This is a genomic window from Stenotrophomonas lacuserhaii, from assembly GCF_039674585.1.
Classification (GTDB): Bacteria; Pseudomonadota; Gammaproteobacteria; order Xanthomonadales; family Xanthomonadaceae; genus Stenotrophomonas; species Stenotrophomonas pennii_A.
Genome location: NZ_JBDJNU010000002.1, coordinates 126,333 through 147,940, shown reverse-complemented (window position 1 = coordinate 147,940; position 21,608 = coordinate 126,333). Strand labels below are relative to the sequence as shown.

Sequence of the window (21,608 nt, the reverse complement as noted above, 5' to 3'; positions counted from 1 at the left end):
CGCCGCACGGTGCAGACCGGAGGGCCCGCGCACTGCGTGGGCCTTTCGCGTTCATGGCCCGTAGCCGGTGGCCGCCGGCGCTGCCCACCATCGGCCCAGGCTGGGCAACGCGCGCGCCGGCATCGTATGGTGGGCGCGACTCCGGCCATGGGCCCCACATGTCCCCCACCGACATCGATCCGCAGCTGGCCGAACAGATGGCGCTGGCCATCCGCGATGGCTTCGAGGACTACCACGCGCGCTTCGCGGCGATCACCGCCCGTGCCCGGGGGCGCTTCGAACAGCGCCAATGGGAGGCCGCCCAGCGCGACGCGGTCGAGCGCATCGGCCTGTATGACCAGTGCATCGCAGCGTGCGTGCATCGCCTGCGTCGGCTGGCCGGCGAGGCCATCGGCGAGCGTGCGTCGTGGCTGCAGGTGCACGCCCGTTACAGCCTGCTGCTGCACGGACTGATCGACGCCGAGCTGTACAAGACGTTCTACAACACGTTGGCGCGCCGCCTGTTCGGTACCCGCGGCGTGGATGCGCAGGTTGAATTCCTCGCCTTCGACGTGGAGCCCTCCGATGCGATCACCCATCCGGTGGCCCGGCATGCGTATGCGGTGTCGGCCACGCGCCCGGCCGATGCGCTGACGCGGGTGCTGGGCGACTACCGTTTCGACATTCCCTACGCGCACCAGCTGCGCTGCGCGGCGGCCATCGCGGTGCGCCTGCAGGACGATCTCGCGCATTGGGGCACGCACCCGGTGCGCGGCATCGAGCTGCTGGACACGGTGTTCTACCGGGAGCGGCGCGCCTACCTGGTCGGTCGCGTGTTCGGTGAACACCGCTTCTCTCCCTGCGTGATCGCACTGGTGAACGACGGCCAGGGACTGCGTGCCGATGCGGTGCTGACCCGGCGGCGCGACGTGGCGCATCTGTTCGGCGTATCGCGCAGTTATTTCCAGGCCAACCTGGCTACGGTCGGTGATGCGGTGGTGTTCCTGCGCAGCCTGCTGCCGGGTAAGCCGATCGATGAGATCTACACGGTGCTCGGCCGCGCCAAGCAGGGCAAGACCGAGCGCTACCGGGCCTTCTTCGGGCACTTCCTGGAACACCCGCAGGAGCAGCTGGTGCATGCCGAGGGCACGCCCGGGATGGTCATGGCGGTGTTCACCCTGCCCAGCTATCCGCTGGTGTTCAAGCTGATACGCGATCGTTTCGCCTGGCCGAAGGCGATGTCGCGCCAGCAGGTGGAAGACAAGTACGCGCTGGTGTTCACCCTGGACCGGGTGGGGCGCCTGCTGGATGCGCAGCCCTATCGGCACCTGCGCTTCCCCGCCGCGCGCTTCGCCCCGGCGCTGCTGCAGGAGCTGTTGCAGCAGTGCGCGCAGGGCGTGCGGCTGGACGGCGAAGAGGTGGAGATCGCGCTGTGCTACGTGCAGCGGCGCTTCCGCCCCTTGAACCTGTACCTGCGCGAGCAGGGACCCGAGGGGGTGCGCGCGGCGGTGCTGGACTACGCCCAGGCGATCACCGACATGGCCCGCAACAACATCTTTCCCGGCGACATGCTGCCGAAGAATTTCGGCGTCTCACGGCATGGCCGCGCCGTGTTCTACGACTATGACGAACTGTGCCTGGTCACCGAGTGCGTGTTCCGCGACTGGCCGGTGCCACGCAGCGCGGAAGAAGCGCTGGCCGACGAGCCGTGGTTCCACGTCGGGCCACGTGACGTCTTCCCCGAGCGCTTCGGCCCGTTCATGGGCCTGCCCGCTGCGGAACTGGCGGCGGTGCGAGAGCACTTCGGGCACCTGTTCCAACCGGCGTGGTGGCGCGCTCTGCAGGACCGTTTCGCCGCGGGCGAGCATCCCGACACGCCACCTTATGCGCGTGGGAACCGCTTGGCCTGAGTTGGACGTGGCACCGGCCTTTGCTACCCTCGGAGCACACATCGACACGGAGCAGTCAGCATGCGTACCTCGCTTTTCCTTGGAGTGGTCCTGGCACTGGGCGCCGGTGGCGCGCTGGTTCCCGTGGACGCCAGCGCGCAGAACGCGCGCGCGGCCCGTGCGCAGACCGAAGGCAGCATGGTCCTGAGCGGCAGCATCGACATCGCGCCGGACGGCTCGGTCGAAGGCTTCACGCTCAAGAACGAAGACAGGATCGAGCCCTACATCCAGGATTTCCTGAAGCAGAATGTCGCCAGGTGGCGGTTCGAGCCGGTGCTGCGCGAGGGCAGGGCGGTTGCAGCGAAGACCCCGGTGAACCTGCGCCTGGTGGCCCGGCGAGCGTCCGGTGAGGGAATGGACGTCGTGCTGAGCAGCGCCAATTTCCGTAATTTCGATCCCAAAGCGAGCGACGCGGTGGCCATCGACCGCATGCCGCCGCCCTCGTTCCCGCGCGAACTGATGGAGATGGGCGGTGCGGGCGAAGTCCAGCTGCTGCTGCGGGTGGCGCGCGACGGCACGGTCGACGATGTGATCGCCGAACAGGTCAACGCCTACGTGGCCGGATCGGCGCGGGCGATGCAGCGGATGCGTGACGTGATGGCGCGCAGTGCGGTCACTGCTGCGCGGAAGTGGGCCTTCATCGCGCCGACTACCGGCGCCAGCGTCGACGATCCGTTCTGGACGGTCCGCGTGCCGGTGCGTTTCTTCTACGGTGGCAACGGGGACCGCTACGGCAAATGGCAGGTCTACATTCCGGGACCGAAGCACAGCGCGCCCTGGAAGGTGAACGATGTTGCCGCCGATGATGCCCCCGATATGCTGCCCGACGGCGGGGTCTACATGGTCGGGGTCGACAACGGTCCGAAGCTGCTGACGCCGCTGCAGGGCTGATGGCGGCGGTAGCGCCGAGCCATGCTCGGTGGCTCTCCGTTTCCGGCAAACGCGCGGTCTCGTGCAGGCCGCGCGCTGCGCTCGCCGAGCATGGCTCGGCGTTACCGGGGTCAGCGGTAGGGGTAGGTGACGCTGCGGTTGCGGCCCTGTTCCTTGGCCATGTACAGCGCTTTGTCGGCCATGCGCAGGGCCTGTTCGGCATCGGCATCGAAGGTCGGGTAATGCGCCACGCCAACCGAGACACTGACATGGCCGACCGGGTCCAGCACCTGGTCCGCGATCCGCTGCCGCAGCCGCTCGGCGATCAGCAGGGCATCGTCGGCGTCGGTGGTCGGCAGCAGCATCAGGAACTCTTCGCCGCCGTTGCGGCACAGCACGTCCCCATCGCGTGAGTAGCGGCGCATCTGCTCGGCGATGTGGCTGATGACCTGATCGCCGACCGCATGCCCATGCTGGTCGTTGATGACCTTGAAACGGTCGATGTCCAACGCCAGGATCGCGAAGGACTGCCCCTGCGCCTTCCAGGTTTCCAGCGCCTGCTGCAGCCCACGGCGGTTGAGCAGGCCGGTCAGCGGATCAGTGCGGCTGGCCCGGTTGAGGGTGCCGATGCGGTCCTGCAGCGCCGTGAAGCTGTACAGCACGGCCTGCTTCAGCTGGGCTACTTCGAAGTACCACGCGCGTATGCCCCCCACGTCGGAGATCGCGCGGCCGGTGTCACCTTCCTGTACGTTGCGCGCCAACTGCCACAGCGGCAGCGAGATACGCCGCGCGAACCACCAGGTCACCAGCAGCGACAGTACCCCGAGCGGGATCGCGCGCCAGATGATCGATGACATCACCTGCGACAATGGCTGCAGGGTGGCCGCCGTCGGGCGCTGGGCTACCACGCCCCAGCCGGTGGCGGGTACCGGCGCGTACCCGGCAAGCATGGAAACCCCACGGCTGTTGTTGACCTGCGCTGAACCCCGTTGTCCCCGTGACACCGCATCGATCACCCGGTTGCCGGGCGCGTACCCGCCGACCCGTTCGGGATCGACGTGGTACAGCAGCCGGCCATTGCGATCGACCACGTACAGATAGGACCCGTCACGGTAGTAGTGCGTGCCCAGCAGACTCTGCAGGATGCTGCGCTGGCGCAGGTAGATGGTCCCGCTGACGTAACCGCGGTAGCGGCCCTGCACGTCGAACACCGGATGCGACATGGCGACCAGCAGCTTGCCGGTGGCCGAGTCGTAGGGATCGCTGACCATGGGCTGGCGGCGCTCCAGCGCGATGCGGTTGCCTTCGCTGCGCAGGGTATCGCCCTTCAGGTACAGCGTCTGTGGCGAGGTGGCCAGGACCAGGCCGGTGTGGTCGACGATCAGTATCGAGTTGAAGCTGTTGGTCTGCAGTTGCAGGCGCGTGGCTTCGTCCTGTCCGCGGCGGTCCTGCATGCCGTCCCGGCCCAGCAGCATCGCGGTATAGGCGAGCTGCTGCTGCGAGGACAGCACGAAGTTCTGGGTGGTTTCGGCCAGCTTGTTGGCGTACACCCGGTTCGCTTCCAGGGTACTGCTGACCAGCTGCTCACGTTGCACGCGATAGCTGGCCAGCAGGGTGTTGGCCAGCGCCACCACGGTGCTGAGCAGGGCCAGGGCAAGGATCAGCGAACCCAGGTTGAGGCGTTTGGAAAGCGAGCGCATGCGGGCAGGTCAGCCAGTTCTGATGCTGGCCCGACCGGTCTGTCCGGAGGGTTCGCCAGCGCGGGACGGCGCCCGCACGCAGCAGCCTGCGCACGGTTCGGTGGGGACTGCAGGGGCATTATCGCTGAAAGCGACAGGTCACGTGCGGACGCGGAGCAACGTCAACGTCAACGTCAACGTCAAGGGCTGCAGGGCTATGGGATGGCGGGGCGGGGCGGGTTTGCGGGGGACGCGGTCACGTCATCGCATTCGCGCTGCCGCTCCCACGCCTTGCTGCGCAAACCGTGGGCCCCCCTCACCAGCACCCACACCCCGCCGCTTCGCGGCCGCCCCTGACTCAGGGGCTCCCCACCAGACAGGTCCATGGAGGCCCTGGTAGCACCGACTCGAGGCCGGCGGATGGTGGGCGAATGGGATCTGATGGGTTCCGCCGACCATGGGTCGGCGCTACCGCTTTTCTCTTTTTTCATACGCGGGTGGCGGCCACCGGAACCTGTCATGGGCGGGGGGGGGTGGCTGTGGGGGGCCTTGAGCGGCAGGAGCCGCGAAGCGCTACATGGACGTACTTGCGCGTGCCCCGCATAGCCTCCCCACCCGGCCCACCCCCAGCTGCGGCTTCAAACAACAGCCACCCGCGAGGGGGTTCACCCGTTCGACCCACGCAGCAGCCGCGTGCGCAGCACCTCGCGCAGCCGTGCGGCGGATGCCTCGTCCAGTTCGCCCAGCACGCCGCGCGCATGCGCTGGCACATGCGCGGCAACCTGCTCATCGGCATCGAACACGTAATGCTGGAACATCGCCTGCCACGCCGCGCGCTGCGCCGGCGGCAGGTCGCGCACCGCCAGCAGGGCAAGCATCAAGGCGTTCATCGGCGCATCGCGCCATGCCTCGACCGGCCGCCACCAGTAATTGACCAGGATGTTGAACGCCTCGAGCCCTTCCATGTGGTGCCACCACAGGGCCGGAATGAAGACCGCGTCGCCCGGTTCCAGCACGGCGCTCTGCGCCTCCTGCATGGCCAGCGCGAAGCGCGGGAACCGCTGCAGGTCCGGTGCGGCGAAGTCGACCAGGCTGATCGCTTGCCCGGCGGGGGTGAAGTCCAGCGGGCCGACATACAGATTGCCGACCTGGCCGGGAGGAAACAGCATGACCCGTCGCCGTCCTGCCGCCACGCAGGCCAGATTGTCCGGCGCATCGTAGTGCGCGGCGATCCGCGAGCGGTTGCCGATCCAGATGCTGGCCAGTGGATCGGCCTGGCCCAGCGCCAGCGGATTCTCTTCGCGCAGTCCCGGCAGGTAGGTATCCAGCGTGGTGGATGCCACGTAGATGGTCGGTGCGTCCGGTTCGCTGCGGTATTTGAGCAGGGTGTCCAGCACCACGCGCAGCGGCACCTGTTCGCGACGGAAATTGAAGCCGGTGAGGTCGTCGTTGTAGAACACCCGGCCCTGTGTGTCGGGCGCCGCCGTGGTGGCGGTCACCGGCATGCCGCCGTGGTCGAACCGCTTCAGGTAGTCCACCGCGGCGGTGTCGGCCTGCCGGGCGGCCTGTACCAGCGGCCACCCGGCGGCCAACCCCCGCACCACCTTCGGCGTGGTCCAGCCACGCAGCGCGGCAGGCAGCGCCGCAGGATCCGCGAGCTGGACCTCGTCGATGGGGCGGGGCGGGGGCAGGGTCATCGCCACTCAGAACTTGTAGCGCACACCGAACATGTAGCGCGGGCCGGTCTGGGTGGCATACCGCAGCATGTTGCTGTGGCGTGCGTAGGTGCGCATCGTCTCGTCGGTCAGGTTGATCGCTTCCACGCTCAGCGTCAGCTGTTCGCTCACCGCGTAGCTGATGTTCAGATCAAGCTGCCCATAGGCTTCGGTGTAGTTCGGGTTCGGCCCCTGGCCGCCAATGCCGTTGAGGAATTTGTCGCGCCAGTTGTAGGCCGCCCGCACCTGCCATGCGTTCTTGTCATAGAACAGTACCGCGTTGGCCGAATCGCTCAGGCCGACCATCGGGTACTGGTCGCCCAGGCTCAGGTTGTCGAAGGTCAGCCCGGACTTCACCTTGGTGTAGTTCGCCGCCACACCGAAACCGGACTCGCCGAACAGGTGCTGCACCGCCACCTCCCAGCCTTCCAGATGGTCCGAACGCTGGTTCGCGGGGAGCGTGATGTCGAACCCGGCGATCGGATCACCCGGCTGGCCGACGATGCTGCCGGTCTGCTGGCCGGCCGAGTTGACCCCGGTGGAAACCACGCCCGGGTCGCCGGCATGGTTGGTGAAGATGTAATTGCGGATGCACACCGTGTCGGTGGTGACGCAGCCCGACGCCAGCGCTTCGTTCCAGTACGCACCGCCGACCGGCGTGTGCAGGCTGCCGGCATCTTCGCGGGCGATGGTGTTGCTGATGAAGTTCTTGATGTTCTTGCGGAAGAAGCCGACCGATGCGTAACTGGCCTCACCGTAGTACCACTCCAGGGACAGGTCGAAGTTGTCCGACAGCAACGGCTCCAGCGCCGGGTTGCCGCGTGAACCGGTGCCGCCCTGGGTGCGCACGATGTTGTCCAGGCGTTGCCCGCTTTCGATCTGGGTCCAGCCCGGACGGCCCAGGCTGCGGCTGTAGCTGCCGCGCAGTGCCAGTGACTCGTTGATGTCCAGCTTGAGGTCGACATTGGGCAGCACGTAATCGTACTTGCCTTCGCCGCCGATGAACGCACCGTCGTCGGCGTAGGTGATGTTGAACTCGTTGAGGGAGTTCCAGCTGATCGAAGTCGGCACGCGCACCAGCGCCAACGACTCCACTTCGGTCTGCTCATAGCGCACGCCGGCGGCGACATGCAGCGGCATGTTCCAGTCGAAGGTGGTGCGGTACTGCAGGTAGGCGCTCTTGGATTTTTCGGTGGTGCGGATGTCCTCGGAGTACTCGGTCGGGGCCAGATAGCACGTCGGGCAGGCCGGCTCGGCGCCGTTGGGCACCTGCGCCGCACGGTCACGCAGGCGGTCGAAATCGAACACCAGGAACTGCCCGGTCAGGCGCGGATCGTCGTGGCCGGAGAACGCCTTGAAGTACTTGCCCATGTCATCGGCATACCAGATGCTGTCGTCGTAGTCCGCCGGCGTGCCCACACCGCCCCAGCTGTCGCGCTGCTCGATCGCCGCCGCCGAGCGGTTGTCCACCTGGGTGTGGCCCACGCCGAAATCGAGCGCGGAATAGTCGGCGAAACGGAACACGCCCTTGGCCTGCAGCTGCTCCACTTCCGACTTGTTGTAGCTGTTCTGGAATACCGAACCGGTGACCAGTGCATCGGCGGCCTGCACCCCACCCGGGGGCAGGGCGATGTTGATGATCGGCAGGTCGCCGCTGTAATCCACCGTGGTCGTGCCGCGCACGTAGGCGGCCACGCCGAGCACGCCAGCCGAGCCATAGGGCCCATCGGGCTGCGATTCGGCGCTGGCGCGGTGGTAGTCGAAGGACATGTCCAGTGCGTCGTTGACTTCCCAGTCGACGTTGAAGCCCACCGATTCCATGCTGTTCTTCGTGGCCAGCTTCATGCCGCCCATCGCCACGTCGCCGTTGACCACGTCTTCGCTGTACACGATGGGAGCGGCCACCGGGCCATCGGTCCAGGTACTGTCCCCGGGACCGTAGTTGAACCACACCGACAGTTCGCTGCGCTGCTGCTGCACCTTGTTTTCGACATAGGTGTAATCCAGCGTGGTGGTGACGTTGTCCAGCGGCTTCCACTGCAGCGTGGCCTGGCCGTTGGTGCGCTGGCGCTGCACCGCGTTGACGTTGTACGCGGTGTTCTGCGGGCGGCCGTAGATATCATCGGCACCCGGCCGGTTGGTGATGCGGTCCGAATAGCCGGTACCCGGCTGCGGCAGTGCGCGCCAGTCACTGGCGTCGTCACCGCGCAGCGTCGCCCAGCCTTCGGCCACGGTGGCCTGGTTGAATCCGGAATCGCGTTCCTGGTGGCTGGCGCTGAGCGCCACGCCGAAGCGTCCGTCTGCATAGGTCTGGCTGAACACACCGGACAGCTCGCCGGTGACATTGGAGCCCTGCAGCGTGCGTGGCAGGTTGTCGTTGGAGGTGTCATGCACCGCCTTCATGCCAAGGCTGACCACCGGCGCCGCTTCCAGCGGCCGCAGGGTCTTGATGTTGATCGTCGCGCCGATGCCGCCGGTCGGGTTGTCGGCGCGGGTGGTCTTGTAGACCTCCACTGCGGAGATCGATTCGGAGGCGATGTTGGCGAAATCGAACGAGCGTGAACCGGACAGTCCGCCGCCGCCGTTGCCCAGGTTGGAAGCGGGCATCTGGCGGCCGTTGAGCAGCACCAGGTTGTAGTCCGGGCCGATGCCGCGCACGGTGACCTTGGACCCTTCACCGCTGGAGGTGCGATCGATCGAGACGCCGCTGATGCGCTGCAGCGATTCGGCCAGGTTGGTGTCCGGGAACTTGCCGATATCCTCGGCCACGATGCCATCCACCACGCCCTGGCTGTCGCGCTTGAGGTTCATCGACGAGGTCAGGCTGCCGCGGATGCCGGTCACCTGCACGGCGTCCAGGGTGGCCGGGTCGGCGGGTGCGGTGGTGGCAGTGTCCTGCGCCCAGGCAGGGCCGGCGATGGCCACCAGCAGCGCGGAAGTGAGCAGTGTCTTGCGGGGTACGGCCTTGTACATCCTCATTGCGGATCCCTCCCCAGGGAGTGCGGAAACAGCGGGTTTGACTTCGGCTGGAACGCGGCAACTACATGACGGGAGCGATTTGGGGATGCGTTGACAGCGTTGTCAACAAAGCGCCCCTGCCGGTGGCCGGGTGGATCCCGCTAAGGCGGCGCCGCAGATGCCGGAAGCCTTGTCATTGCAGTGTCATCCGCCCGCACGCTGCCGCCTGGCTAGCGCGGCGCGACGCGCATGATCGTGTTGCGATGCGGAAGGGTTCTGCGCAGGGCCGTTAGCGCCAACGCTGACAGCGCTCGACAAAAGTACGCCGTCACCGGGCGCTCAGCGCCTGCGTTGGCGAGGCGCGCCGGTGGATTCGCGGACCAGCACCGCATGGTCCAGGGTCATCATCCTGCCGCCGCCCGGCGAGCGGATCCGCTCCAGCAGCTGCAGCGTCGCCAGCCGGCCCATCTCCGCGGTGGGCTGCCGCACGGTGGTCAGCGCGGGGAAGATATGGCTGGCGATCGGGGTGTCATCGAAACCGCAGACGGACAGGTCGCGGGGTACCTGCAGGCCGCGGCCACCGGCGACCCGGTACACGGCCGCCGCCATGTCATCGTTGGCCGCGAAGATCGCCGTGGGCGGATTGGCCAGGTCCAGCAGGCGGTGTGCCGCCGGGATGCCGGATTCGAAAGAGAACTGGCCGCCGACCACCAGCGCGGCGTCGTAGGCGATGCCGGCTTCGCGCAGCGCCGCGCGATACCCGGCGTGGCGCCACTGGCAGGCGCCGTGCGCCCGTGGTCCCTTGATGTGGCCGATGCGCCGGTGGCCCAGCGCGATCAGGTGGCGCATCAACTCCACCACGGCCGTGGTCTCGTCCATGCGCACGCCGATGGCCCCGGTGGGGTCACGCGGGGCGATGCTGGCGAAGGGAATGTCATGTTCCTGCAGGTAGGACAGCACCACCGGATCATCGCTGAGCGGCGGGATCAGCACGACGCCGTCGGGCCGCGAGTTGTCGAACAACGCGCTGAGGTCGGGCAGGGCATGCCGCCCGATCCCCACCGGGCCGAGCAGCAGGTTGTAGTGGTTGCCATGGCAGGCATCCAGCATGCCGCTCTGGATCTCCATCAGGTAATTGCGCGAGGGATTGTTGTAGGCCAGGGCCAGCGAATAGGAGCGCTGGCCGGCCAGGCTGCGCGCGGAAGGGTTGGGCTTGTAGCCCAGCCGCGCGACCGCCTCGCGTACCTGCGACCGCGTCTGTTCGCGCACGTTGGGCTCGTTGTTGAGCACCCGCGACACGGTCTTGATGGAGACCCCGGCCGCCGCAGCGACGTCTTCGATTCGACTACGCATGGTGCAGGTGATCCTCCATGTGCCAGCGGCGGGCAATGCGCGCCGAGCGATGGTGCAGCGTCGGGCTGATATTGCCACGGCGCAGCGCAGCAGGGCGCGGCGCAGAGCGGCACGCCAAAGGCCCGCTGCGCTCGCCGACCACGTGGCGCCGCTACCGGGAGGCCGGCTTCGGGCGGCGTACGGATACTGTCGTAGACACGCAGCCTGCTTTTGCCCGCCGCGCCCCCGGAACAACAAAGCCCCGCAATGCGGGGCTTCGTCGTGGATCGTCCGGCGCCGGTGGCTCAGCGCTTCATCGAACCGAAGAACTCGTCGTTGGACTTGGTGTTCTTCATCTTGTCGAGCAGGAACTCCATCGCGGCCATTTCATCCATCGGATGCAGCAGCTTGCGCAGGATCCAGATCTTCTGCAGCAGCTCCGGCTCGATCAGCAGGTCTTCGCGGCGGGTACCCGAACGGTTGATGTCGATCGCCGGGAACACACGCTTTTCAGAGATGCGACGGCTCAGGTGCACTTCGCTGTTGCCGGTGCCCTTGAACTCTTCGTAGATCACCTCGTCCATCTTGCTGCCGGTATCGACCAGCGCGGTGGCGATGATGGTCAGGCTGCCGCCTTCCTCCACGTTGCGCGCGGCACCGAAGAAGCGCTTCGGACGGTGCAGGGCGTTGGCATCCACGCCACCGGTCAGCACCTTGCCCGAGCTCGGCACCACGTTGTTGTAGGCACGTGCCAGGCGGGTGATCGAGTCCAGCAGGATCACCACGTCCTTCTTGTGCTCGACCAGGCGCTTGGCCCGCTCGATCACCATTTCGGCAACCTGCACGTGGCGCGCGGCCGGCTCGTCGAACGTCGAGCTGATGACCTCGCCGCGCACGGTGCGCTGCATTTCGGTCACTTCTTCGGGACGCTCATCGATCAGCAGCACGATCAGGTGCACGTCCGGATGGTTGGTGGTGATGGCCGTGGCCACCTGCTGCATCATCATCGTCTTGCCGGCCTTCGGCTGGGAAACGATCAGCGAACGCTGGCCCTTGCCCTGCGGTGCCATCAGATCGAGGATGCGGCCGGTGATGTCTTCGGACGAGCCGTTGCCACGTTCCAGGGTGAAACGCTTGCGCGGGAACAGGGCGGTCAGGTTCTCGAACAGCACCTTGTTCTTGGACGCTTCGAGCGGCTCACCGTTGATGGTGTCCACGATGGACAGCGCGAAGTAGCGCTCGCCGTCCTTGGGGAAGCGGATGCGGCCGGACAGGTGGTCGCCGGTGCGCAGGTTGAAGCGGCGGATCTGGCTGGGCGAGATGTAGGTGTCGTCCGGGCCGGCCAGGTAGCTGGCTTCGGCCGCGCGCAGGAAGCCGAAGCCATCAGGCAGGATTTCCAGCACGCCGTCGGCGGCGACGCCGTCACCGTGACGGGTCAGCACCTTCAGCAGCGCGAAGATCACGTCCTGCTTGCGGGCACGGGCGACGCCTTCGGAGATCTGCAGCTGTTCGGCGATTTCCAGCAGCTTCTGCGCCGGCATGCGCTTGAGGTCGCTCAGCGAATACACCGGGAAGCCTTCCGGCACGTTCGGCTGGGTGGTACGCACGAACGGCTGCTGTTCGTTGTTGTCCTGCGGCATGCCATCGTCGCGTCCACCACCACGTGCCGGGCGGTCACGGTCGCGTCGGTTGCGGAAGCGGTCACGGCGGTTGCCCTGGCCCTGCGCGTTGTTCTGCTGGTTGCCCTGGTAGGGGCCCTGGTTCTGGCCGCCTGCGGTGTTCTGCTGGCCGCCGCCGGGGGTGTTGTTGTTCTGCTGCGGGCGACCCTGGCCGGATTCGCGGCCTTCGTTGCCGTCACCGCCGTTGGCGGCGGGTGCATCGGCAGCGGGCGCGCTCGGCGCCGCCGCAGCGGGCGCGGGGGGCGGAGTGGGACGGGGTGCTTCGGGCGCATTGGCCAGCGGCAGGCCGGCCTGTGCGGGAGCACTGGTTTCGGCGGACGCCGGTGCGGCAGCCTTGGTCACGCGCGGCTTGCGCACACGCTTTTCGGCGGGCGCATCAGCGCTGCCGGTTTCAGAAGTGGTATCGGACAAGAGCGTTATTCCTCGCTTGAAGGTGCGAGCGCCCGGCTGGGGCGGCGAACGAAGGGATGGGGTCTGGAGTGAACTGCATCCAGCGGGTGCGGCACGCGAACGCGGACCGGATGTGCCGACACTATCACCGGCGCGCGGCGCCTTGCAAGCACCGCGATGCAACGACATCCAGGCAGCGCAGGGGCTGCAGGCAGCCGGCGTCACCGGCTGCCGGGAAACGCAGGCCTCAGGCCAGCGCCTTGTCGAGCAGGCCGGCCAGCTGGGTCTTGCCCACCGCACCCACCTGTTCACCGACCTTCTCGCCGTCCTTGAAGACGACCAGGTAGGGGATGGAACGGACGTGGTACTTCACGGCCAGGTCGCGCTCATGGTCGACGTTGACCTTGACGATCTTCGCGCGGCCACCGTAGGCCACGGCGAGTTCGTCCAGGGCCGGGGCGATCATCTTGCACGGGCCACACCATTCGGCCCAGAAATCAACCAGGACCGGCTCTTTGGAGTTCAGTACGGTGCTTTCGAAGTCAGCGGTGCTGACATGTACAACGTTGTCGCTCATCTTGGTTTCTCGTCTTGTGGGGCACCCGGCCGGGGGCCGGAGGTGGGTGAACTGGGCTGGGCCAGACTGGCGCAACCCTCGTCGTTGCCTGGTGGAGCAGGCTCCACGGTGCGCTCGGCGGGATGCCTGGACGCTCACGGCCGGCAGTTTACCCCTATCGGCGCGGGCGGACAGTGGGCGGCTGGAACCCAGCGTATCGTGATCGACATGGCCGACGAAATGTGCCGGATTTCACTGTCCACCGCTCTGAAATGGGGGGTGGGCGCGGGAGGCTCAAGGCAGAAACGGTGCAGGATTCAGCGCGCAGTGGCGGGGATGAAGGTAGGCGCCCGAAGTCGTCTCTGCGGAGGATGAGACGCTCGAGCCCGGTTGACCGCCCGATTACGCTAAACTGCTCCATTGAGCGGCAAGGGACCCGAAGGTCCAAGGCCCGCCGACCCGCCGCAGGGGCCGCAGTTTGCGACGGAGCCCCCAGATGACGCCGAGCCGCCCGATTGACAGGTGGCGGCCACACCAAGACGGACACATGAGCGACAAACCGCTGACCGATTTGACCTTTTCCTCCTTCGATCTGCATCCGGCATTGCACGCCGGTCTCGAAGGAGCCGGATTCACCCGCTGCACCCCGATCCAGGCGCTGACACTGCCGGTCGCACTCGCCGGTGGCGATGTCGCAGGCCAGGCACAGACCGGTACCGGCAAGACGCTGGCCTTCCTGGTCGCGGTGGTGAACCGCCTGCTGACCCGCCCGGCACTGGCCGACCGCAAGCCGGAAGACCCGCGCGCCCTGATCCTGGCACCCACCCGCGAACTGGCCATCCAGATCCACAAGGACGCGGTGAAGCTGGGTTCGGACCTGGGCCTGCGCTTCGCGCTGGTGTACGGCGGCGTGGACTACGACAAGCAGCGCGAACTGCTGCAGCAGGGCGTGGACGTGATCATCGCCACCCCCGGCCGCCTGATCGACTACGTCAAGCAGCACAAGGTGGTTTCGCTGCATGCCTGCGAAATCTGCGTGCTCGACGAAGCCGACCGCATGTTCGACCTGGGCTTCATCAAGGACATCCGCTTCCTGCTGCGCCGCATGCCCGAGCGCACCACCCGGCAGACCCTGCTGTTCAGCGCCACGCTCAGCCATCGCGTGCTGGAACTGGCGTACGACCACATGAACGAGCCGCAGAAGATGGTGGTGGAGAGCGAATCCATCACCGCCGCCCGCGTGCGCCAGCGCATGTACTTCCCGGCCGACGAAGAAAAGATCCCGCTGCTGCTCGGCCTGCTGTCGCGCAGCGAAGGCGCGCGCACGATGGTGTTCGTCAATACGAAGGTGTTCGTGGAGCGCGTCGCGCGCGCGCTGGAACGTTCCGGCTACCGTGTCGGCGTGCTGTCCGGCGATGTTCCGCAGAAGAAGCGCGAAAGCCTGTTGAACCGCTTCCAGAAGGGCCAGCTGGAAATCCTGGTGGTCACCGACGTGGCCGCCCGCGGCCTGCACATCGACGGCATCAAGTACGTCTACAACTACGACCTGCCGTTCGACGCCGAAGACTACGTGCACCGCATCGGCCGCACCGCGCGCCTGGGCGAGGAAGGCGATGCGATCAGCTTCGCCTGCGAACGCTATGCGATGGGCCTGCCGGACATCGAAGCCTATATCGACCAGAAGATCCCGGTCGAAGCGGTGACCGCCGAACTGCTGACCTCGCTGCCGCGTCCGGAACGTGCGCCGCCTGCGCCGGGCGAGGAAGGCGACGAGAACGAAAGCGTCAGCCAGATCTTCCGCGAAGCGCGCGAAGCGCGTGCCGCCGAAGAAGAGCGTCGCGGTGGCGGTCGTGGTGGCAAGCCGTCGGCCGGCCGCGGCGAACGCAGTGGTGAGCGCAGCGGCGAACGCCGCCCGCGTCCGCCGCGCAAGCCGCGCGTGGAAGGCGAAGTGGTCGCCGCAGCGGAAGCCGTGGTTGTCGCCGGCGCTGGCGAGGCGGCCACCGCCGCCGAGGCCGCGCAGGCGCCACGTGCACCGCGTCCGCCGCGTGCCGAAGGCGATGCCGTGCAGGATCCCGCGCTGCAGGACGGCGAGCGCAAGCCGCGCAAGCGCCGTCGCCGCCGCAACGGCCGCCCGCTGGAAGGTGCCGAAGGGGCGAACCCCCAGGGCGCGACCGCCGCACAGGGTGCGCCGGTGCAGGTGGTAGCCAGGCCGGTCCGCAGTGCGGACCCGGGCGACTCCTTCCTGACCCGCATCGGCCGCAAGATCCGCCGGATGCTGGCGGGCGGGTAAGCGGCAAGCGGCTAAGCGGCATCGCATTCGCGCTGTCGCTCCCCGGTTCGCTGTGCGGACCGCAGGCCCCGCGTCACCAGCACCCACACCCCCGCGCCTGCGGCGCTGCCCCCGGGACTCCGGGGGCGGCGGTCTCTCCGTTCTGGCTCGCTGCGGGGCCTGACCCGGCCGCGATGCCGGCAGGTTTTCGCCGGGCATGGCCCGGCGCTACCGATCCGCCGCGCCGCTCCTGCATAATCAGGGGATGAGCGTCCTGCGGTTCGACAACGTAAGCAAACAGTACGCCGGTGGACACGAGGCGCTGACCGATGTCAGCTTCGACGTGGCACCGGGCGAGATGGTGTTCGTCACCGGCCATTCCGGCGCGGGCAAGAGCACCCTGCTGAAACTGATCCACCTTGATGAGCGGCCCAGCCGCGGTGCGGTGGTGTTCAACGAGCGCAACCTGCTGAAGGTGCGCGGCGGCGACGTGCCACGGCATCGGCGCGAGGTGGGCGCGGTGTACCAGGACCACCGCCTGCTGATGGATCGCAGCATTTCCGAGAACGTGGCGCTGCCGCTGATCCTGCGCGGCACCCGCCGCGCCGACATCGGCAAGCGCGCGCGTTCGGTGCTGGAGCGCATGGGCCTGGGCCACCGCGAAAAGGCCCTGCCTTCGCAACTTTCCGCAGGCGAACAGCAGCGCGTGGGCATCGCCCGCGCCATCGTCGGCGAACCGCGCCTGCTGGTGGCCGACGAACCGACCGGCAACCTCGATCCGACCCTGGCCGCGGAGATCATGGCGTTGTTCGCCGAGCTGCCGGCGCGTGGCACCAGCGTGCTGGTGGTCAGCCATGACCTCGCCCTGCTGCGGCGCATGCGCAAGCGCGTGCTGATCCTCGACCACGGCCGCCTGGTGGACGACATCTCGCCGCAGGACCTGGCCGAATGAGCACCGAATCCCCTCCTGCGCCCGAGCGCAATGCCAACGCCCCGGCGGCGGCGCCTTCCAAGCTGGGCATCTGGTGGCAGCACCACCTGCACAGCGTGGTGTTCAGCCTGGGCCGCGCTTTCCGCAAGCCATGGGCCACGCTGCTCACGGTGATGGTCATGGCCCTCGCGCTGGCACTGCCACTGGGCCTGTCGATCGCCTTGGACAACCTCAAGCACTTCACCGGCAGCGTGCAGCAGTCGCGTGACATCAACCTGTTCCTGAAGGCCGAGCTGGATGCCGCCAGCGCGGAGGCCCTGGCCACCGGGCTGAGGGCGCGGGACGACGTGGCCGCCGTGACCCTGCGCACCCCCGAACAGGGCCTGGAAGAACTGCGCGAAAATGCCGGCCTGGGCGAGGCGATCGATGCGCTGCAGTCCAATCCACTGCCCAGCCTGCTGGTGGTGACGCCGGCGGAGAAAGCCGACGACGCGCGCCTGGCGCGTGCGCTGGGCACCCTGCCGCAGGCCGACCTGGTGCAGCACGATGCGCTGTGGCGCACGCGGCTGGACGGCTGGCTGGCCTTCGGCGCGCGCCTGGTGCAGGTGCTGTCGCTGCTGCTGGGGCTGGGTGCGGTGCTGGTGGTCGGCAATACCGTCCGGCTGGACATCCAGGCGCGCCGCGAAGAGATCGGCGTGCTGCAGCTGCTGGGTGCCAGCGATGGCTTCATCCGGCGCCCGTTCCTGTACCTTGGCGCGTGGTACGGCCTCGGCGCGGGACTGGTGGCGCTGGGGCTGATCGCCGCCGCCGGCGCCGCACTCGCCGGACCGCTTGCGCAGTTGTCGCAAAGCTACGCCAGTCCTTTCGCATTGAAGGGGCTGGACCTGCTGCATTCGTCGGTCGTGCTGCTGGCCATCGTGCTGGTGGGCTGGCTGGGTGCATGGCTGGTCACCGGACATTTCCTGCGCCAGACGCGCCCCACCGAGACCTGAGCCCTTCCGCATGCAGCCGCAAGCACTCAAGCATCTGCACGATGATGCCACCCGGGTCATGGTGGTCGACGGCTCGCGGCTGGTGCGCAAGCTGATCGCCGACGTGCTGCAACGTGACCTGCCGGGCGTGCAGGTGGTGGGCTGCGCCAGCATCGAAGAGGCGCGGCAGGCGTTGGCCGACGGGCCGGTCAACCTGGTCACCACCTCGCTGTCGCTGCCCGACGGCGACGGCCTGGCACTGGCCAGGACCGTGCGCGAATCGGCGGGGCAGGCCTACGTGCCGGTGATCGTGGTGTCCGGCGATGCACAGTCGCACCTGGAACAACGCCGCTTCACCGACTACGTCACCGACTACTTCGACAAATCGCTGGGCCATGAAGCGCTGGCCGCTTTCATCCGCGGCTACGTGCAGCCGGCGATCATTCCCGGCGCCACGCTGCTGTACGTGGAAGACAGCCGGGTAGTGGCCGAAGCCACCAAGCGGATGCTCGAGCGGCAGCAGCTCAACGTGCTGCACGTGATGACCGCCGAAGAGGCGGTGACCCTGCTGACCGCCGAGTCGCTGGGCCGCAACCAGCACCGGATCGACCTGGTGCTCACCGACGTGACGCTCAAAGGTGAGCTCAGCGGACGTGACCTGGTGGAACGGGTGCGGGTGGACTTCGGCTACGGCAAACGCCGCCTGCCGGTGCTGGTGATGACCGGTGACGGCAATCCGCTCAACCAGACCGCGCTGTTGCAGGCCGGTGCCAACGACCTGGTGCTGAAGCCGATCGAAGAACGGCTGCTGGTCACCAAGGTGCTGTTCCAGCTGCGCCTGTCCCGACTGAATCCAAGATCCGTGGTGTGATGAACGAAGCAGTACCTCCTTCGATCCAGCTCGAGCCGAGCTGGAAAGCACACGTCGGCGAATGGCTGCTGCAACCGCAGATGCGCGAGCTGTCCCGCTTCCTTCGCGAACGCAAGGCGGGGGGGGCGAACGTGTTCCCGCCCGGCCCGCAGATCTTCGCGGCCTTCGATGCCACGCCGTTCGATGCCACCAAGGTGGTGATCCTGGGCCAGGACCCCTACCACGGTCGTGGCCAGGCGCACGGGCTGAGCTTTTCGGTGCCGCCCGGGGTGCCGGTACCGCCGTCGTTGCTGAACATCTACAAGGAAATCGAGCGCGACCTCGGCATCCCACGGCCGGACCATGGCTGCCTGCTGCCCTGGGCACGGCAGGGCGTGCTGCTGCTCAATGCGGTGCTGACGGTGGAAGAGGCAAGCGCCGGGGCGCACCAGAAGCGCGGCTGGGAAGGCTTCACCGACCACGTGGTGGAAGCGCTCAACCGCGAACGCGAAGGGCTGGTGTTCCTGCTGTGGGGCAGCTACGCGCAGCAGAAGGGCAAGGTCATCGACACCGCGCGTCATCGGGTATTGAAGGCGCCGCATCCCTCGCCGTTGTCCGCCCACCGGGGCTTCCTCGGCTGTGGCCATTTCTCGGCCACCAACGAGTACCTGCAGCGCCGCGGACAGGCACCGATCGACTGGTCGCTGCCACCGGCAAGGTAATGGTGCCTGACGGCACGAGAGAGTGGGTGATGGCACGAGAGGGTGGGTGATGGCACGAGAGGGTGGGTGACGACCGTTGGCCGTCACGTCTTTGCCTCTGCCGCTGCGCTCGCCGAGCATGGCTCGGCGCTACCGGACTCCAGGCGCTGAACGACTGACAACTCTTTCCCGGCTGAATGCGTCGTTTGCGCCGTCCGTTCAGCCAATCTGCACGGTTTTTTTCGCTGGTTCATGGCCCAAGCGATTGATCTTGAACGATTTTATGCCGACCCGACTCGCTATCGCCACTGTCACCAAATCGCGGTAGGGTAGACGGGTACCCAGCGCCATTGTTCTGCCATCGGAACACTGGAACTTTTTTGACCTTTAGCAGTCGAAGTATCGGACTGCTAAGATGAGACCCATGAGCCAGAACACCTCTACTGCCCTTGTGGCAAACAATCTCCCGATTCCCAGTGCGCTCGGTTCGCTGGACGCCTACATCGGTGCCGTGCACCAGATCCCGGTGCTGTCGGTCGATGATGAGCAGGACCTGGCGCGTCGTTTCCGTGATCAGACCGATCTGGACGCGGCCCGCGAACTGGTGCATTCGCACCTGCGCTTCGTGGTGCACGTGGCCCGCGGCTATAACGGGTACGGCCTCGCCCTGGGCGACCTCATCCAGGAAGGCAACATCGGCCTGATGAAGGCGGTCAAGCGCTTCGACCCGGACATGGGCGTGCGCCTGGTGTCCTTCGCAGTGCATTGGATCCGTGCCGAAATGCACGAGTTCATCCTGAAGAACTGGCGCATCGTGAAGGTCGCCACGACCAAGGCGCAGCGCAAGCTGTTCTTCAACCTGCGCCGTTCCAAGAAGCGCCTGGGCTGGATGAACGCGGCCGAAGTCACCGCAGTGGCCAAGGACCTCAACGTGTCCGAGCGCGAAGTGCTTGAGATGGAGTCGCGCCTGTCCGGTCGTGATATCGGCTTCGACGCCCCGAGCGATGAAGACGATGACCACGCACCGCCGTCGCCGGCGGCGTACCTGATGGCCAATGAAGAAGATCCTTCGATGGCCTACGAGCGCGCCGACAGCGAAGACAACCAGCTGCAGCTGCTGCGCGAAGGCATGGCCGAACTGGATGCGCGTTCGCGCGACATCATCGCCCGCCGCTGGCTGGACGCCGACAGCAAGGTCACGCTGCAGGAGCTGGCCGATGAGTACGGCGTCTCCGCCGAGCGCATCCGCCAGGTCGAAGCGAACGCGCTGAAGAAGATGAAGGCGCTGTTTACCGCGTAAGCGGACACAGCCGCTGCATGCGAAAACGCCGGGCACTGCCCGGCGTTTCTGTATCTGCGGTGCCGGCGGACATTCCGCCGAGCATGGCTCGGCGCTACCGGGGGGGCGGTGACGATCAGGGGGCGTGGTGGGTGCCGACCGCTGGTCGTCACGCCGTTGCCGCCTCAGCTTTCGCGGGCGATCGCGCGCCAGCCGATGTCGTTGCGGTGGAACTCGTTTGCCCAGGTCACCTTCGCAACACCTGCATACGCGTTGGCCTGCGCATCGCGCACGCTGTCGCCGAGTGCGGCCACGCACAGTACCCGTCCACCGGCACTGACCACGTTGCCTTGGGCATCCAGCGCGGTGCCTGCGTGGAATACCTTGGCGGTGTCCGGCACGCGGTCCAGGCCGGAAATCACATCGCCGGTGACCGGCGCTTCCGGATACGGCGCAGCGGCCAGCACCACGCCCAGCGAAGGACGCGGATCCCACTGGGCCTGCACCTGGTCCAGCCTGCCGTCGATCGCCGCCTGCACCAGGTCCAGCAGGTCCGACTGCAGGCGCAGCATCACCGGCTGGGTTTCCGGGTCGCCGAAGCGAACGTTGAATTCGATCACTTTCGGCGCGCCACTGGCATCGATCATCAGCCCGGCATACAGGAAACCGGTGAACGGCACGCCGTCTGCGATCATGCCCTGCACGGTCGGCTGCACCACCTCACGCATCACCCGTGCATGTACTTCCGGCGTCACCACCGGGGCCGGCGAATACGCGCCCATGCCGCCGGTGTTGGGGCCGGTGTCGCCGTCGCCGACGCGCTTGTGGTCCTGCGAGGTAGCCATCGGCAGCGCATGCACGCCATCGACCATCGAGATGAAGCTGGCCTCTTCGCCGTCGAGGAATTCTTCGATCACCACGCGCGCGCCGGCGTCGCCAAAGGCATTGCCGGACAGCATGTCACGCACGGCCGACTCGGCTTCGGGCAGCGACATCGCCACGATCACGCCCTTTCCGGCGGCCAGGCCATCGGCCTTGACCACGATCGGTGCGCCCTTTTCGCGGAGGTAGGCCAACGCCGCGTCGACGTCGGTGTGCACGGCGTAATACGCGGTCGGGATGCCATGCCGGGCCAGGAAGTCCTTGGCGTAGGCCTTGCTGCCTTCCAGCTGCGCAGCGGCGGCGGTCGGACCGAAGATGCGCAGCCCGGCTTCGCGGAACGCATCGACCACGCCGGCCACCAACGGCACTTCCGGGCCGACCACGGTGACGGCGACGCCTTCGGACCTGGCCAGCGCCAGCAGGCCATCCAGATCAGTGACCTTGACGGCCACGTTGCGGCACTTCGCTTCGGTGGCGGTGCCGGCATTGCCAGGCGCGACCAGCACCTCGCTGACCTGCGCGGACTGCGCCAGCTTCCAGGCCAGGGCGTGTTCGCGGCCGCCGGAGCCGATGACGAGGATCTTCATGCTGAGGATTCCGATACGCGGGGAAAGGAGA

At 67.3% G+C, this 21,608-nt stretch carries 15 protein-coding genes; 8 read left to right on the top strand and 7 right to left on the bottom strand.

Translation table 11 applies throughout. The annotated features are described in order from the left end of the window. The first annotated feature begins 158 nt into the window (after window positions 1-158). Entirely contained in the window at window positions 159-1,889 is a 1,731-nt protein-coding gene (gene aceK, locus ABE522_RS01400; RefSeq protein ID WP_346590053.1) for a bifunctional isocitrate dehydrogenase kinase/phosphatase, read from the top strand. Window positions 1,890-1,949: 60 nt separating this feature from the next. After that, window positions 1,950-2,819, top strand: a complete 870-nt coding sequence (locus ABE522_RS01395) for an energy transducer TonB (protein ID WP_346590052.1) — start codon at window positions 1,950-1,952, stop codon at window positions 2,817-2,819. Window positions 2,820-2,929: 110 nt separating this feature from the next. On the opposite strand, the gene ABE522_RS01390 is transcribed toward ABE522_RS01395, so the two are convergent. From ABE522_RS01390 to trxA, 6 genes are all read right to left on the bottom strand, one after another. Then, complete coding sequence (locus tag ABE522_RS01390; protein WP_346590050.1) at window positions 2,930-4,498, bottom strand: sensor domain-containing diguanylate cyclase; 1,569 nt, start codon at window positions 4,496-4,498, stop codon at window positions 2,930-2,932. A gap of 644 nt (window positions 4,499-5,142) precedes the next feature. After that, entirely contained in the window at window positions 5,143-6,174 is a 1,032-nt protein-coding gene (locus ABE522_RS01385) for a cupin-like domain-containing protein (RefSeq protein WP_346590049.1), read from the bottom strand. Window positions 6,175-6,180: 6 nt separating this feature from the next. After that, window positions 6,181-9,171 (bottom strand): TonB-dependent receptor, encoded by a 2,991-nt coding sequence (locus tag ABE522_RS01380; protein ID WP_346590047.1) that lies wholly within the window; start codon window positions 9,169-9,171, stop codon window positions 6,181-6,183. A 318-nt stretch (window positions 9,172-9,489) separates the two neighbouring features. After that, window positions 9,490-10,503, bottom strand: a complete 1,014-nt coding sequence (locus ABE522_RS01375; protein ID WP_346590046.1) for a LacI family DNA-binding transcriptional regulator — start codon at window positions 10,501-10,503, stop codon at window positions 9,490-9,492. A 284-nt stretch (window positions 10,504-10,787) separates the two neighbouring features. Beyond that, the gene (rho, locus tag ABE522_RS01370; protein ID WP_346590045.1) at window positions 10,788-12,572 is read right to left on the bottom strand and encodes a transcription termination factor Rho; all 1,785 of its coding nucleotides are present in this window, start codon (window positions 12,570-12,572) and stop codon (window positions 10,788-10,790) included. A 226-nt stretch (window positions 12,573-12,798) separates the two neighbouring features. Next, window positions 12,799-13,128 carry a thioredoxin gene (gene trxA, locus ABE522_RS01365; protein WP_346590043.1) on the bottom strand — a complete coding sequence of 110 codons (330 nt, stop codon included), beginning with the start codon at window positions 13,126-13,128 and terminating at the stop codon, window positions 12,799-12,801. A 526-nt stretch (window positions 13,129-13,654) separates the two neighbouring features. Here trxA and rhlB point away from each other — a divergent pair. The 6 genes from rhlB to rpoH all read left to right on the top strand — a co-directional run bounded on the left by rhlB (window position 13,655) and on the right by rpoH (window position 20,129). Then, on the top strand, window positions 13,655-15,397 hold the full coding sequence (rhlB, locus tag ABE522_RS01360) for an ATP-dependent RNA helicase RhlB (protein WP_346590042.1): 1,743 nt from the start codon (window positions 13,655-13,657) through the stop codon (window positions 15,395-15,397). A 244-nt stretch (window positions 15,398-15,641) separates the two neighbouring features. Continuing rightward, the gene (gene ftsE, locus ABE522_RS01355; protein ID WP_346590040.1) at window positions 15,642-16,328 is read left to right on the top strand and encodes a cell division ATP-binding protein FtsE; all 687 of its coding nucleotides are present in this window, start codon (window positions 15,642-15,644) and stop codon (window positions 16,326-16,328) included. Continuing rightward, complete coding sequence (gene ftsX, locus ABE522_RS01350) at window positions 16,325-17,299, top strand: permease-like cell division protein FtsX (protein ID WP_346590039.1); 975 nt, start codon at window positions 16,325-16,327, stop codon at window positions 17,297-17,299. Before ftsE ends, ftsX begins: the two co-directional genes overlap by 4 nt. 10 nt (window positions 17,300-17,309) lie before the next feature. Next, window positions 17,310-18,149: a response regulator gene (locus ABE522_RS01345; protein ID WP_346590037.1), complete on the top strand. Its 840-nt coding sequence runs from the start codon at window positions 17,310-17,312 to the stop codon at window positions 18,147-18,149. Continuing rightward, window positions 18,149-18,850, top strand: coding sequence for a uracil-DNA glycosylase (ung, locus tag ABE522_RS01340; protein WP_406846278.1), 702 nt, complete (start codon window positions 18,149-18,151; stop codon window positions 18,848-18,850). The genes ABE522_RS01345 and ung overlap by 1 nt, the downstream gene beginning before the upstream one ends. Window positions 18,851-19,253: 403 nt before the next feature. After that, on the top strand, window positions 19,254-20,129 hold the full coding sequence (rpoH, locus tag ABE522_RS01335; protein ID WP_057507413.1) for an RNA polymerase sigma factor RpoH: 876 nt from the start codon (window positions 19,254-19,256) through the stop codon (window positions 20,127-20,129). Between the two features lie 164 nt (window positions 20,130-20,293). Here rpoH and purD read toward each other — a convergent pair whose 3' ends face one another. Beyond that, window positions 20,294-21,577: a phosphoribosylamine--glycine ligase gene (purD, locus tag ABE522_RS01330; protein WP_346590034.1), complete on the bottom strand. Its 1,284-nt coding sequence runs from the start codon at window positions 21,575-21,577 to the stop codon at window positions 20,294-20,296. Window positions 21,578-21,608: the final 31 nt, after the last annotated feature.

Excerpts from the sequence above, each read along its gene's own strand:
- aceK (WP_346590053.1), top strand. The coding sequence starts at position 159 with ATGTCCCCCACCGACATCGATCCGCAGCTGGCCGAACAGATGGCGCTG.
- ABE522_RS01395 (WP_346590052.1), top strand. The coding sequence starts at position 1,950 with ATGCGTACCTCGCTTTTCCTTGGAGTGGTCCTGGCACTGGGCGCCGGT.
- ABE522_RS01390 (WP_346590050.1), bottom strand. The coding sequence starts at position 4,498 with ATGCGCTCGCTTTCCAAACGCCTCAACCTGGGTTCGCTGATCCTTGCC.
- ABE522_RS01385 (WP_346590049.1), bottom strand. The coding sequence starts at position 6,174 with ATGACCCTGCCCCCGCCCCGCCCCATCGACGAGGTCCAGCTCGCGGAT.
- ABE522_RS01380 (WP_346590047.1), bottom strand. The coding sequence starts at position 9,171 with ATGAGGATGTACAAGGCCGTACCCCGCAAGACACTGCTCACTTCCGCG.
- ABE522_RS01375 (WP_346590046.1), bottom strand. The coding sequence starts at position 10,503 with ATGCGTAGTCGAATCGAAGACGTCGCTGCGGCGGCCGGGGTCTCCATC.
- trxA (WP_346590043.1), bottom strand. The coding sequence starts at position 13,128 with ATGAGCGACAACGTTGTACATGTCAGCACCGCTGACTTCGAAAGCACC.
- rhlB (WP_346590042.1), top strand. The coding sequence starts at position 13,655 with ATGAGCGACAAACCGCTGACCGATTTGACCTTTTCCTCCTTCGATCTG.
- ftsE (WP_346590040.1), top strand. The coding sequence starts at position 15,642 with ATGAGCGTCCTGCGGTTCGACAACGTAAGCAAACAGTACGCCGGTGGA.
- ftsX (WP_346590039.1), top strand. The coding sequence starts at position 16,325 with ATGAGCACCGAATCCCCTCCTGCGCCCGAGCGCAATGCCAACGCCCCG.
- ABE522_RS01345 (WP_346590037.1), top strand. The coding sequence starts at position 17,310 with ATGCAGCCGCAAGCACTCAAGCATCTGCACGATGATGCCACCCGGGTC.
- ung (WP_406846278.1), top strand. The coding sequence starts at position 18,149 with ATGAACGAAGCAGTACCTCCTTCGATCCAGCTCGAGCCGAGCTGGAAA.
- rpoH (WP_057507413.1), top strand. The coding sequence starts at position 19,254 with ATGAGCCAGAACACCTCTACTGCCCTTGTGGCAAACAATCTCCCGATT.
- purD (WP_346590034.1), bottom strand. The coding sequence starts at position 21,577 with ATGAAGATCCTCGTCATCGGCTCCGGCGGCCGCGAACACGCCCTGGCC.